The sequence below is a fragment of the Streptomyces sp. NPDC002809 genome (assembly GCF_040295435.1).
Classification (GTDB): Bacteria; Actinomycetota; Actinomycetes; order Streptomycetales; family Streptomycetaceae; genus Streptomyces.
The window spans coordinates 41009-54195 of sequence record NZ_JBEOVJ010000008.1; the positions used below are offsets into that span (position 1 = coordinate 41009).

Genomic DNA, 13187 nt, shown 5'->3' on the forward strand with positions numbered 1-13187 from the left:
CCATTCTCGCTTCCAAGGCCGTCGCTTCTACGCCTGCTGTGACCGGGGGCCCGAGAGCCCCGGCTTCTGCGGTTCGGCCGGCCCGGCGGGCGACGGCGCGTCAGGCCGGACCGCCCGCTCGGGAAGCCGGGGTTCGAGGCGGATCAGAGTGAGCGCCGAACCGGCGACCCCGAGGGCGAGCAGCAGCCACATACCCGTCGGGGACAGCGTGAGCAGCGCGGTCAGCGCGGCGGGTGCGAGCGCTGTCGGGACCGCCCAGGACAGCTGGTAGACCGCGAGGTGCCGGCCGCGGGTGGCTTCCGGGGCGGCGCTCGCCACCAGCGCCGACGTGGTCGCCCCGTGCATCAGCTCGCCCAGGGTGAACAGCAGCGTGGCCGCGAAGACGCCGATCAGTACGGGGGTCCTGGCCGATACGAGACCCAGCGCGGCGAACGACAGGAAGGCCGCGCAGAACACCATCCCGCCGAGAGCGGCGACACGGGTGCGACGGTAGCGGGTGAGCAACCGGGTCACCGGGATCTGCAGCAGCGCGATGCCCACGGTGTTGGTGGCGTAGAGCACGCCGACCAGTGAATCCGGTGTGTTCAGTTCCTGCGTGATGTACACCGGCAGGCTCACCGAGAGCACCATGTAGCCGAAGGCGGTCGGCACGTTCAGGGCGGTGAGCAGGAGGAACGGCCGGTTGTTGGCGACCAGCCGGTAGCCCCGCTTCGCCCGTGCGGGCAGCACGGCGTCCGCGGACCGCGCCTGCGGGATGGACCGGATGAGTGCGGCGGCGGCCAGATAGGCGGCGGACGTGCTCAGCACGATCGCCTGGAAGGCGGCGCCGAAGCCGAGGGCGAGCACACCGCCCGCGACCAGACCGCCGACGCCCAGACCCGCGTTCCGCAGGCTGCGCTGGGCGGCGAGGAGCTTGTCCCGCGCGGTGCCCTGCACGATCTCCGCGATGAAGGACTGGATCGACGGCGAGAACGACACGTCGCCGAACGCCACCACGGCCACCACCACGAACATCGGTCCGGCCGAGTCCACCAGCGGATACGTCGCGAAGCCCGCGGCGCGCAGCACGTATCCGCCCACCACGACCGCGCGGGCGCCGTACCGGTCGATCAGGATGCCGGTGAGGGGGTTGCCGACCAGGCCGAGCAGTGCGGCGGCCGTCATGACGGTGCCGACCTGGGTGAGCGACATACCGGTGACGTGGTGGAAGTACAGCAGCGACAGCGGCAGGTACATGCCGCTGCCGGTCGCGTCGATCACCATGCCGAGCATGTAGCGCGTCTGTATCGAGAGCTTCCTCAAGGCGCCACCGTGATCTCGGTCTGGGCCTCGAAGCGCGCACCCAGCTCCCGGAGTCTGCGCTCGCACTCCGTGCGTGTGGGGGCGGACGCGACGGCGCAGGTGAGGAAGTCCGAGGAACCCGAGGCGGGCGGGATCACCTGGCCGGCCTCGCCGTAGAGCCAGAAGTGCTCCACCCAGGGCTCGTCAGGGACGGCCGGCACGGAGCGGAGGAGCCCAGGCCGCTTCATCATCAGCACCTGGCCCGCCATGGACTGCGGCCGCGGCCGCACCCCGCCCCGCAGGCTCTGCTCCAGCAGGGGCAGCGGCAGCCCGAGGGTGGCTCGGGCCGCGTACGCGCCGAGGTTGAAGCCGAACATGGTGTGGAAGACCTCGCGGACCTTGGCGCCCCCCGGCCGGCAGGCGATCTCGCACAGCACGAGCCGGTCGTCCGGGGTGTGGAAGATCTCCGCGTGGAACCCGAAGTCCTGCATTCTGCCGCCGGGTTCGCGCAGGGCGGCCAGGACCCGGTTGGTCAGCGTCAGCAGCCGCTCGGTGAGCGGATCGTCCGGGTCCAGGGTCAGATCGATACGGGCGCCCGGGTCCGATCCGTAGGAGGCCAGGTCGTACTGGTACTGCGAGGGCCAGGCCAGCACGGTCCGCCCCTGGGCCACGAGCCCGTCGACATGGCACATACGGCCCGGGACGAACGACTCGAGGATCAGGTCGTCACGCGGGGCGCCGGCCAGCACCCGGGCGGTGTGGGCGCGCAGTTCCTCCCGGTCCCGCAGGATGCGCAGGCCGATGGCGTTGTAGCCCGCCCGGTCCTTGAGGACCAGCGGGAAGCCGTGGAGGTCGGCGAAGTCGAGCGCTTCCCGGGCGTTCTGCGGCACCGTGTACCGGGCGACCTCGACTCCCGCCTTCTCGAGGCGCTCCTTCATCAGGGCCTTGTCCCGGAAGGGCTGAACCTCTGCGGTCCAGGCCCCGGCCAGTCCCAGGGCCTCACGCAGCCAGGCCGCGATGGTCACGTCGCCCTCGTGGAACGCGAGGACGTGCCGGACGCCGAATTCGTCCGCGAGCTTGAGCGCCCTGCCACGCACCTGCTCCTCGTCCTCGAAGTCGTCGAGCATCTCCAGGTGGGTGAAGCCGTGGTTCCCGGTGGGGACCGGCTCGCCGGACATCGTCAGCCGGTCGCGGGCGGCCAGCACGACGACGGCGCCCGTGTAGTCACTCAGCCAGCTCTGATAGGGGAAGGGCTCGAACGGGTTGCGGTGCAGGATCAGCAGGCTCATGCCGCGTCTCCCGAGCCCTGCGTGAGGGCCTCGCGGCCGGCGACGCGGGCGCGGGTACTGCCGCCGCCGTCGCGGGCGATCCGGATGTCGAGGGTGTCGCGGATGAGCTCCGCGCCGCGCAGGATCGCGCTTGTCGTGTCCGGGCCGGTGACCGCCACCAGGCCGATCCGGTCCCAGTTGTCCTTGAGATCACGCACGGCGTCGCCGGGTCCGGCGTTGAGCCGCACGTCGAGGACGTCGGGTTGCCTCCGGGCCTCCTCGACACCTGAGACCGACTCGACCCGCCCCGCCTCGCCGACGAGGAACCGGGTGCTGGCACCGGCGTGGGCCTCGAGCCGGTCCGGCAGTTCAGGCACCAGGCCGAAGGGCCAGCCGAGAGCGTGGGTGACCAGGTCGATGCCGTACGCGCCCCGCACCAGATCGGTGATGGCGTCACCGGCGATGCGGTTGTGACTCTCGATGATCGCGGGCCCCCGCGCGCCGATCCGTACCTCGGTGTGGCAGACCCCGTCCCTGATGCCCACCAGGTCGAGGAAGCCGCTGACGCACGCGCGCACCTGCTGGGCGGCGGCCGGGTCGAGGCGGGCGGGCACGGCGTGCCCGAGTTCGGCGAAGTGCCGGGGGTCGACGAACTTCTCGGTGATCGCCACGATGACGTGTCGGCCCGCGAAGCTGAAGGATTCGACGCTGAACTCGGGGCCGTCGACGTACTCCTCCATCAGGAAGTCCTGAAGGACGAACAGGGTCGAGATCCGGTCGGTGCGTGTGCCGCGCAGCCGTTCCACCTCGGTCCAGACGCGGTCGGCGTCCTCGGGGGCTGCCACCCGGAAGACACCCAGGCTGGCGGTGCCGTCGGTCGGCTTGACCACGAACGGGTACCCGTGGCGTCCGGCGAAGACGTCGAGGTCCTCCCGCTTGACCAGGGGGGCCGCCGCCAGAGCCGCCGGGTCGAGTCCGGCAAGGTGCAGGCGCATGGCCCACTTGTCGCGGATACGGTTCGCCACCTCGAAGCCGGTGCCACCGAGGCCGAACAGGTCGTTGACCCGCCCGGCGTTCTCCAGCCCCGCTTCGGTGAGGGAGAGCGCGGCGGCGAAGCCCGGTGACGCCTTCAGCTCCTCGGCGACGGGCCGGACCTCGGACCAGTCGGTGTAGTCGAGGACCCGGGTGTGGTCCGAGAGTCGTTCCTGTTCGGCACTGAGCTTGCTGGGGTGCTGCAGCAGTAAGACGTGGAGGCCCAGTTGCCTGGCCTTCTGCACGGTCTCGTCGTTGGCGCCTACAAGCATCAGTGTGGTGTCCGGATTCAAGCGGTCCGTTCCTTTCCTGCGGGTGATGTGTGGCCGGGCGGGACTTTCGGAGCACGTCCCTGGGGCCTTTCGGCCGTGTCGTCCCCCGGAACACCGGCGAAGACGCTGAGATAGCGCTCGCCCGTGTCGGGGAGGATGGTCACGATGGTCCTGCCCGCGTTCTCCGGCAGCCGGGCGGTGCGCAGGGCGGCGTGTACCGCCGCGCCTGAGGAGACTCCGGCGAGTATGCCCAGGCGCCGGGTGAGCCACCTGGCCGTTTCCATGGCCTCGTCGTCGGAGACGGTCAGTACCTCGTCGATGAGATCGAGATCGGTGGTCTCGGCGACGAAACCGCCGGTCAGTCCGGGGATGGCATGCGTACCTGCGTAGCCCTTGGACAGCACGGGGGAGCTCTCCGGCTCCACCGCGACGGCCTTGAGCCCAGGATTGTGCTTCTTGAGGAAGCCGGCCGTGCCGCAGAGCGTGCCGCCGGTGCCGATGCCGCAGACCAGGATGTCGACACGGCCCTCGGTGTCGGCCCAGATCTCCGGGCCCGTGGTCTCGTAGTGGGCGCGGACGTTGTCGGAGTTCTCGTGCTGTCTGGCGTACCAGGAGTCCGGGGTCGCACGGTGCAGTTCATCGGCCCGGTCGATGGCGCCCTGGAAACGGAGCTCGTGGGGCGTCAGCACCACCTCGGCGCCCAACGCCTTGAGCAGGTTGATCCGTTCGGTTGTCGCGCTGTCCGGGAGCACGATCACGCAGCGGTATCCGCGAGCCCCCGAGAGGGCGGCCAGCGCGATCCCGGTGTTGCCGGACGTCGCCTCGATCACGGTGCCGCCGGGCCGTAACAGCCCGGACGCTTCGGCGCTTTCGAGCATCCACAGCGCGGCCCGGTCCTTGACGCTGGCCAGCGGATTGGCCGACTCCAGCTTGGCCAGCACCCGTGTGCCCTCCGCCGCCCCGGTGACGGGCAGGGCGAGCAGCGGCGTGTTCCCGATCAGTTCGTCGATGCGGTTCGCGATACGGGGCCGGACACCGGCCAGTACCAGAGGCGATGATTCGGGCATCCGGGGCTCTCCTCCGTCGTCCTTGGCGGTGCGGGCCGCGGTCACCAGGAGCCCGCCGATGCGTTGCGGCGCAGGAGCTCGATGGCGCCCTGCGGGGTGTGGCGGGACGGTGTCGGGGCGGAGCCCTGCGCGTGGACCCTGGCCTTGGCCGGTACGTCCTTGACGACGAGCGTCCGGGCTCCGATGACGGCGCCGGCCTCGACGGTCACCGGGCCGAGCACCGTGGCGCCCGCACCCAGCACCACGCCGTCCCCGATGACGGGGTGGCGCCGCTCTCCCTCGGCCCTGTTGTTGTCGTGCCACCAGCCGACCGCGCCGAGGGTGACCTGGTGGTAGATCGTCACGTCGTCACCCACCCGCGCGGTCTCACCGATGACCACGGCCGCGCCGTGGTCGATGAACACCCTGCGGCCGAGCTCCGCGCCGGGGTGGATCTCCGTGCCGGTGACCGCGCGGACGAGGACCATCAGCGCTCGCGCGGTCACCCGGTGTCCTCGCCGGTGCAGCCGGTGGGTGATCCGATGGGTCCAGACGGCGGGCAGCGCGGGGTGGAGGACGGCCTCCGCACGTGTGCGGACCGAGGGGTCCCGCTCGATGACGGTACGCAGATCCTCGCTCAGCGTCCCCAGGAGCATCCGTGAGCGACTCACGCGCCGACCTCCGAGTCTGTAATTCTAGTGATCTTTAGATTAGTAGAACGAATGTGACTCCGCAAGAGATCTCCGTCCAGGTCCGTCACCTGACGTCCCGCTCGGCTTCCCGCGGGATGCCGGCCATCGTGTCCTGGTCGAAGTTGACCGCGCTGCACCAGCGGCCCGGTGCCAGGAGCAGCCAGATGTTGCTGACGATCGTTCCCTCGATGACCTCGTCGCCGTACGCCCATCCGACAGCCCGGTGACTCACCTGGCTGTCGGGGAGGAGCAGTTCGAGGACGGGGCTGTCCAGCGACGGGCCGGAGCGGACGTTGGCGTCCCGCCAGATCGGTCCGGCCGTGAAGGCGTCTGCGGTCTGCTGTTCTTCGGACATCGTTCCTCCTGTGGATGGGATGAAAGGGGCGAGCGGTGGATCAGCCGCGGCTTCCCGCGAGGCGCTGCCGGGCCGAGGCGGTGGCGTTCACGAAAGCCATGGAGAGCACCTGGGAGATCATCACGGCCATCCGGTCGCGCGACTGCCGCTGCTCGGAGGTCATGCCGTCCGTCGGCGCGGCCCCGTCGTCGGCCCAGTCGCGCGCGGTCACCCCGAGGGGCGTCGGCCAGGCACGCAGGGCGTGGCCGATCGTGCGCAGGGTGGTCAGCGTGGACGCCATGCCCTGCGCCCCCGCGCCGACCGCGACGCAGCCGACCGGCACTCCCTCCAGGAACGCCCGGGGCGCGACCAGGTCGTTGGCGTAGTCCAACGCGTTCTTCAGGAGTCCGGAGACCGTGCCGTGATAGGTGGGCGAGACGAGCACGAGTCCGTCCGCGCGGCCCAGCGCGCGCACGAACCCGCCGATCTCTCCGTCCTCTCCGTCCTGTTCGGACAGACCGGGACGGTAGAACGGGAACTGCAGCTCGGCCCCGGTGAACACCCGGGCCTCGGCCCCCTGTTGCGCACACTGCCGGGCGCACCAGCGTGCCACCCGGTCAGAGGTCGAGTTCACCCTCAGCGATCCGCTGACAAGCACTATGTTCGGTGTGTCCACTGCTGCGAGAACCTCCGTCGATGTCATACGCCGGCCGCGTCGGCGTCCGGCCGGTGGACCGGAGTCCCCGGCCCTCGGTCCGTTTCTGCGGGAGGACCGGCCGTGTCCGGCCGCCAGTCGACGACGTCGAGCGTGGCGGCGTCCTTGCTGCCCCGCTGCCTCATGGCGCCGTCGCGCGCCTGCGCGTGCTCCCGGCTCGCGCCCTGGTCGAGAGCCCCCTGCCGACGCGAGTGGAGGACGATCCGGGTCGTACGTCCGACGCGCCGTGCCTGATAGCGCAGGAGCGCCTCGCCCGGATCGGCGCACTCCCGCAGCGACTGCGCGAGCACGACCGCGTCCTCGATCGCCGTGTTCGCGCCCTGGCCCATCGCGGGCGCCATCGGGTGCGCGGCGTCGCCGAGCAGGGTCACCCGGCCGTCCACCCAGCGGGACACCGGGTCGCGGTCGTGGATGTCCGTCACCGACAGGTCCGCGGGGTCCGCGGTACGGATCATCTTCACGACCGGCTCGTGCCAGCCGGCGATGCGGTCGAGCAGCGCCGCCAGCGCGCCCTGCTGCCCCATCGCGGGCCAGACACCCGGCGGGGAGGTGATCTTGGCCGTCCAGTAAAGGGTCTCCCCGTCGGCCGGGGCGACGAAGATCTGCACGCCCAGCCCGTTGGCGACGAACGCCTGGGGGTGAAGTTCGGAGCCGATGGCCCGGCCCCGGACCGAGGTGTAGCCCAGGTACCGGGGCGGACCGTCCCGCAGCATCGTTGCCCGGATCACGGAGTTGAGTCCGTCGGCGGCCACCAGCACGTCGCCGTCCAGGGCGGTGCCGTCGGACAGGTCCACCGACACCCGGCCGCCGTCCTGCGAGTACCCCTCGACGGCCGCGCCGAGGCGGATGTGAGCCCCGGCGGCGGCCGCTTCCCGCAGCAGCAGGTTCTGCAGCGCCGACCGCAGGATGGGCACCTGCGGCAGGCCGAGGCGCCGGCCCATCTCACCGATCTGTTCCCGGGCCAGGACCCGGCCGGCCGAGTCCATCAGCACGCGCACGTCCTCGGGGCCCACCACGTGTCCGGCGGCGCGGATCCCGCTGCCCAGCCGGGGGCTGATGGCGTCGGCCGCCGCGATGCCGTTCTGGTAGAGCAGCAGACCGGAACCGACGTCACCGATGTGTGCCGCGCGCTCGAGCACGGTGACCCCGAACCCCGAGGACGCCAGGGCGGCCGCCGCCGCCAGGCCGCCGATCCCGCCGCCCGCCACGACCACGTGGCTGCCGCCGCTCACTGGATCCACCGCCCCTCGTACGAGCCGAACGTGCCGCTGCCGGCATCCCAGACGACCTGGCCGCGCCGCATGGTCCGCGTCACCCGGCCGGTCATCGTCCAGCCCTCGTACGCCGACCAGCCGCACTTGGACCGCATGGTCCGCGCCGAGAGCATCCAGGTGTCGTCCGGAGCGAAGAACACCAGGTCGGCGTCGGCGCCGGGCGCGATCCGCCCCTTGTCGCGCAGACCGAAGAGTTCGGCGGGACGCGTCGACATATGGCGGACCAGCCGCTCGACGGCGACGTCGGGATGCTCGTCCGGCAGCCGTCTGCGCATGCCCGTCCACACCGCGACCGCGAGTTCCTGCACGCCGGGCAGCCCCGGTGGCGAGTCCTGGACCGACCGGGTCTTCTCCTCGATCGTGTGGGGTGCGTGGTCACTGCCGATCGTGTCGGCCTGACCCGACGCCAGTGCCTCCCACAGCCGGTCCTGGTCGCTCTGCTGGCGGATCGACGGCGACAGCCGCGTACGGGCGCCCAGGCGAAGGGTGTCGGTGTCGGTGAACGACAGATGGTGCCCCGTCACCTCGAAGGTGACGGGCAGCCCGGCGGCGCGGGCGGCGCACACCAGATCCGCCTCCTCCCGGCTGGAGAGATGCAGTATGTGCGCCGCGGTGCCGTGGCGGCGGACCAGCTCGATGACCTTCGCCACAGCCGAGATCCCCCCGCTGCGCGGGCGGCGCGCCTCGTAGTCCAGATAACTGCCGGGGGCGCCCCACCACTCGTCGAGCAGGGCGAACAGTTCGCCGTCCTCGGCGTGCAGCACCAGACGCACCCCGCCCTCCGCCGCGGCGATGAAGGCCTTCTCCAGCTGCGCCGGGTCGCGGAACACGGTGGGAGCCGTGTGGTGCCCGGCCATGAAGATCTTCGCGCTGGTCGCGACGGCGGGCTCCAATCCGGCCAGCGTCTCGGGACGGGCGGGGTCCGCTCCGATGTGGAAGCGGTGGTCGACCAGGGAATGGCCCGCGATCAGCGCGGCCTTCTCCCGTACCGCCTCGGCGGTCAGCGCCGGCGGACTTGTGTTGGGCATGTCCAGCACCGTGGTCACCCCACCCGCCACGGCCGCCCTGCTGCCGTGCTCCCAGTCCTCCTTGTACGTCAGGCCCGGGGTACGGAAGTGCACGTGGGAATCGATGAGACCGGGCAGGACGTAGCAGTCACCCGCGTCGGTGGCGGGCACCCCGGGGGGTGGCGCGACACCGGGGTCCAGGACGTCGAGGACACGCCCCTCCCTGATCAGCACCGTGCCCGCGCGGACCCCGGTCGGGGTCACGAGCCTGCCGGCGGTGACGGCCAGATCGGCGGAGCTCAGTCTGACCATGTCGAAGCCACCAGCTCTCGGCAGAGTGCGTTGGCCGGCCCCATCAGGGACACGGCCCGTGCGTCGGCCAGCAGCCGGTTGAGGCCCGACGCGACCGTGTACCCGGCCGATCCGAGCATTCCGGCCGCCTCCAGACAGACCTCCTCGGCCACGACGGACGCGTGCAGCTTGCTGTGCAGCGTGGTCGTACCGGGGTCGGCCGAGGACCGGGCACCCGCCCGCTCGACCACCGCCCGTGCCGACTCGATCCGCGTCGCCATGGAGACCAGCCGGTCCCTGACGACGGGCTGCGCCAACTGGCCGCGGCGCCGCAGGTGTTCGACCAGCAGCTCCAGCGCGGCCTGCGAGGCGCCGACGGCGACGGCGCCCAGGGACGCCCCCGACTCCCGCACTCCGGCGATGATCTGCGCCGCACGGCCTTCGGGGCCCAGCCGGTCCGTCTCGGCGACGACACACTCGTGCATCGAGACGAACCCGGTCGCCGACCCGCGCATCCCGATGAGGTCCAGGCTCAGATCGGGGGCCAGCCCCGGATTGCCCGCGTCGACGAGGAAGAAGGTCTGTCCGGCCGCGCCGTAACCGCTGCCGGGATCCTCGGGCCGCTCACCCGTGCGCACCAGGACGAGGTAGACATCGGCGACGGACGCGGCGGTGGTGAAGGACTTCGCCCCGTTGAGGACCCAGTCCCCGTCGGGCAGGCGGACGGCGGTACTGCTGAGGTCGCGCTTCGCCGCGCCTGCGCCCTGCTCGCTCCACGCGGACGCGGCGAGGCAGGTGCCGTCGGCCAGCCGCGGCAGGAGGTCCCGCTTCTGTGCGGGCGAGCCCCATTCGGTGATCCGGGAGCTCACCGCGAAGTGCTGGAACGTCACGATGGCCAGGGACGGGTTCAGCTGCGCGAGCCGCTCGACGACCCGGTTGACGTCGGTCGCGTCGCCCCCGGCCCCGCCGTGTTCGCGGGGAACGGCGGTGGCCAGCAGACCTGACCCGCGGAGCTCCGCCAGTGCCTCGTGGTCGGGTTGCCCGGTGACGGCGGTCCGGTCGGCCGACTGCCGTAATCGCGCGGCGAGTCCGGGTTCGATGACGGTATCGGGCCGGACCTCTTGGATGTCGTGGACGGTGACAGGCATGTTCGGCGAACTCCTCACAACGTGGCTGGTGCCGGCGGATCGAGCGACAACGGCCCCTGGAACGTCACCCGCTTGTGGTCGACGGAGGCCCAGCTCAGCGCGGCCACCCCGTCGGTGGTCTGGACCGCCGCGGTCACCGCGGTGCGGCCGCCGGGCGTGATGATCTCCAGGCCGTCCGGGCAGCCCAGTTCCTGCGCCACCTGCCACGGCACCGTGCCGGGGATCTGCACGGCGGAGCCGAGACACACCGCACCGGTCAGCGCGATGGTCGGATGCCACGACGGCACCGAGATCGCCCGTGCGGCGATCCGGCCCTCGTCGACCGGCAGCAGGGCGGCGATCTTGGGGAACGCCCCGCCGGCGGGCCAGCCCAGATGGCGCGTCACCGCGGCACGGATGCGGGTGAGGGTCCCGAAGAGCGCCTCGCCGCCGGCGAAGAGCGCCTCGGGATCCTTGACGCCCACCGTCCGCGCGTCGAGGAACGCGTACGCGTTGCCCGACGACACGAGCGACACCTGCGGCAACTCGCCGTCGACCGCGACGGTGGTCCGCGGCTCGCCGGTGATCAGCAGGTCCGTCACCGGGATCGCCTCGGGAGGGACGAAGTGGACGGTGAACCGCGCCGTGTCACGGTCGACGGCGTCGACCTCGCACACCACGCTGTCACCGTTGTTGAGGACCTTCACCCGCACCCTGGAACCCACGGAGAGCCGCGGGAGCATCCCCACCCGCTCGGCGACGACGGCCGAGGACAGGATCGAGTGCCCGCACGACCCCCGCAGGTCGAACGAGTGCACTGCGTCCGGCAGCGCCTGTACGAAGCGGTACTCGAGGTCGAACATGGGGTGCCGGGACGGACGCACCAGCGCGATCTTGAGCACCTGCTCGTTGCCGGTCGCCGCCAGGCGGCGCCGGACGCCGGCCAGGTATTCCAACAGGGAGCCGTCGTCCCGCGGAACGGCGTCCGCGTCGAGGACCAGCGTCGGGCAGGGGCTGCCGGCCGCGTACGCGAGATGCGCGATCACGAGGCGGCCCCCGCGGCGACCAGTCCGGCGGACCCCTGGAACTGGTCCTGCCACACCTCGTACGTCATCAGCGCCCAGATGGTCAGCGCGGTGGTGTCGTCGGGCCGCGCCTCCTGCGTCCTGAAGAGGGCGTCGACGGCGTGTGGGTCGAGCCGGCCGGCGGGGCGCAGCCGACTGGTGGCGAGGGTGTCCCGCGCCATCTCCCACAGCGGTGATCCGGGAGTCAGCATGGCCGTCACGGGAAGCGTGAACGGCTGCTTCACCCGCTGGTGCACCGAGTCGGGGACCAGGCCGGCAGCCGCACCGTAGAGCGTCCGCTTGACCTTGCCGCCGCCGATCCGGAGCCGGTCGGGCAGCGCCCGGCCCAGCGAGGTGACGCTGGGCTGGCAGAAGGGCAGCCGCGACTCGACGGAGTGCGCCATGCTGAGGTGGTCCACCCTGCGCAGGTGGTAGGCGGGCAGCCGGTGGGCCAGTTCGAAGTCGGTGATGCGTTTCAGCACCGTGCCTTCGCCGTGGCGCAGCAGGTCGAGGGCGGCGGCGGGGATCGGCGGGACGTCCTGGACGAGCAGCCGGTAGTCGTCGGTGTAGAGGGAGTGCCGCCGTGCGGCCGGGACGACGGCCAGCGCGTCGAGGTAGCGCTCGTACCACGGTCCGGCCGGTGCGGACTCGTGTGCCGCGTGCATCCGCGCGTAGCCACCGAACACCTCGTCCGCGGCGTCCCCCGTGAGCGCCACCTTGAACCCGGCTTCGCGCACCGCGGCGAACAACGCGTAGGTGCTCACGGTGATCGGGTCGGCGTTGGGCTGCCCGAGGTGCCAGACCACGTCCTCGACCAGGTCGGGCAGCGTCGCAGGGTCCAGTTCGACCTGGTGGTAGACGGCGTGGGCGTGCTCCGCGGCCTGCCGGGCGAAGTGCCGCTCCTCGAACGGCCAGGTGCCCCGGTAGGCGATGTTGAACGAGTGCACGGGTCCGCGTTCGGCGGCCAGGGCAGTCACCAGGCTGGAGTCGAGCCCGCCCGAGGTGATCACGGCGACCGGGACGTCCGCCACCAGGAGCCGTCCGACCTCCGTGCGCAGGGTGTCGCGCACCAGCGCGGCGGCCTTCTCCGCGTCGTCGGGCACCTGCGCGGCGGCGTGCGGGCGGTGGACCTGCTCGGGTGCCTCGCCCAGCGTGCACCGCAGTGTGGTCGCGGCCGGCAGGACCTTGATCTCCTGGAACATGGTCTGCTCGCCGAACGGCGTCTTGCTCGCCAGATACGCGTCGAGTCCCGGGTCCCAGACGTCCGTTCCGAGCCCGTCGAAACCCAGCAGTGCCGGGATCTCCGAGGAGAAGCGCAGCGACCTGTCCACCGCGTCCCACCGGTAGTAGAGCGGCTTCATCCCCATGTGGTCGGTCACCAGCAGCAGTTTCGGCCGGTCGCGCAGGTCCAGCAGGGCGATGGCGTACATGCCGTCGAGGTGGTCGGTGAACTTCTCCCCGTACTCCTCGTACAGGGCCGGGATGATCGCTCCGTCGCAGCGGTCGGCGAACGTGTGGCCGAGCTTCCTCAGCCGGTCCCGCAGGGCGTCGTGGTTGTAGATCTCCCCGTTGAACACGGCCGAGATCCGTCCCGCGATCTCGTACGGCTGTATGCCGCCGTCGAGGTCGATGACCGCGAGCCTGTTACTGCCAAGGCCCCAGCCGGGAGCCCGTGACAACCCGGTGCGGTCCGGTCCCCCGTGCCGCTGCAGTGCCCCGACCCTCTTCATCTCGTTCGGTGACGCAACGGCGTTGAAGTAGCCGTAGATGCGGCACATGCGCTT

General features: G+C 71.5%; 12 protein-coding genes. All 12 read right to left on the bottom strand.

Annotation, left to right across the window (positions count from 1 at the left end; translation table 11 throughout):
• Positions 1 to 27: 27 nt before the first annotated feature.
• On the bottom strand, positions 28 to 1302 hold the full coding sequence (locus tag ABT025_RS07575) for an MFS transporter (protein WP_350990949.1): 1275 nt from the start codon (positions 1300 to 1302) through the stop codon (positions 28 to 30).
• A complete protein-coding gene (locus tag ABT025_RS07580; RefSeq protein ID WP_350990951.1) occupies positions 1299 to 2570 on the bottom strand; it encodes an ATP-binding protein in 1272 nt (423 codons plus the stop codon). The genes ABT025_RS07575 and ABT025_RS07580 overlap by 4 nt, the downstream gene beginning before the upstream one ends.
• Positions 2567 to 3874: an ATP-grasp domain-containing protein gene (locus ABT025_RS07585; RefSeq protein WP_350990953.1), complete on the bottom strand. Its 1308-nt coding sequence runs from the start codon at positions 3872 to 3874 to the stop codon at positions 2567 to 2569. The genes ABT025_RS07580 and ABT025_RS07585 overlap by 4 nt, the downstream gene beginning before the upstream one ends.
• Positions 3871 to 4920, bottom strand: a complete 1050-nt coding sequence (gene cysK, locus ABT025_RS07590; protein WP_350990955.1) for a cysteine synthase A — start codon at positions 4918 to 4920, stop codon at positions 3871 to 3873. The genes ABT025_RS07585 and cysK overlap by 4 nt, the downstream gene beginning before the upstream one ends.
• A 41-nt stretch (positions 4921 to 4961) precedes the next feature.
• Positions 4962 to 5570, bottom strand: a complete 609-nt coding sequence (gene epsC / locus ABT025_RS07595) for a serine O-acetyltransferase EpsC (protein WP_502971899.1) — start codon at positions 5568 to 5570, stop codon at positions 4962 to 4964.
• A gap of 85 nt (positions 5571 to 5655) precedes the next feature.
• Positions 5656 to 5946, bottom strand: a complete 291-nt coding sequence (locus ABT025_RS07600) for a hypothetical protein (protein ID WP_350990957.1) — start codon at positions 5944 to 5946, stop codon at positions 5656 to 5658.
• Between the two features lie 40 nt (positions 5947 to 5986).
• Positions 5987 to 6559 (bottom strand): NADPH-dependent FMN reductase, encoded by a 573-nt coding sequence (locus tag ABT025_RS07605; RefSeq protein ID WP_502971900.1) that lies wholly within the window; start codon positions 6557 to 6559, stop codon positions 5987 to 5989.
• 65 nt (positions 6560 to 6624) lie between these two features.
• Positions 6625 to 7872, bottom strand: coding sequence for an FAD-dependent monooxygenase (locus ABT025_RS07610; RefSeq protein ID WP_350990961.1), 1248 nt, complete (start codon positions 7870 to 7872; stop codon positions 6625 to 6627).
• Complete coding sequence (locus ABT025_RS07615; RefSeq protein WP_350990963.1) at positions 7869 to 9233, bottom strand: dihydroorotase; 1365 nt, start codon at positions 9231 to 9233, stop codon at positions 7869 to 7871. Before ABT025_RS07615 ends, ABT025_RS07610 begins: the two co-directional genes overlap by 4 nt.
• Complete coding sequence (locus ABT025_RS07620) at positions 9221 to 10360, bottom strand: acyl-CoA dehydrogenase family protein (RefSeq protein ID WP_350990965.1); 1140 nt, start codon at positions 10358 to 10360, stop codon at positions 9221 to 9223. Before ABT025_RS07620 ends, ABT025_RS07615 begins: the two co-directional genes overlap by 13 nt.
• Before the next feature lie 14 nt (positions 10361 to 10374).
• Positions 10375 to 11385 carry a PrpF domain-containing protein gene (locus ABT025_RS07625; RefSeq protein ID WP_350990967.1) on the bottom strand — a complete coding sequence of 337 codons (1011 nt, stop codon included), beginning with the start codon at positions 11383 to 11385 and terminating at the stop codon, positions 10375 to 10377.
• A complete protein-coding gene (gene asnB / locus ABT025_RS07630; protein ID WP_350990969.1) occupies positions 11382 to 13181 on the bottom strand; it encodes an asparagine synthase (glutamine-hydrolyzing) in 1800 nt (599 codons plus the stop codon). Before asnB ends, ABT025_RS07625 begins: the two co-directional genes overlap by 4 nt.
• Positions 13182 to 13187: the final 6 nt, after the last annotated feature.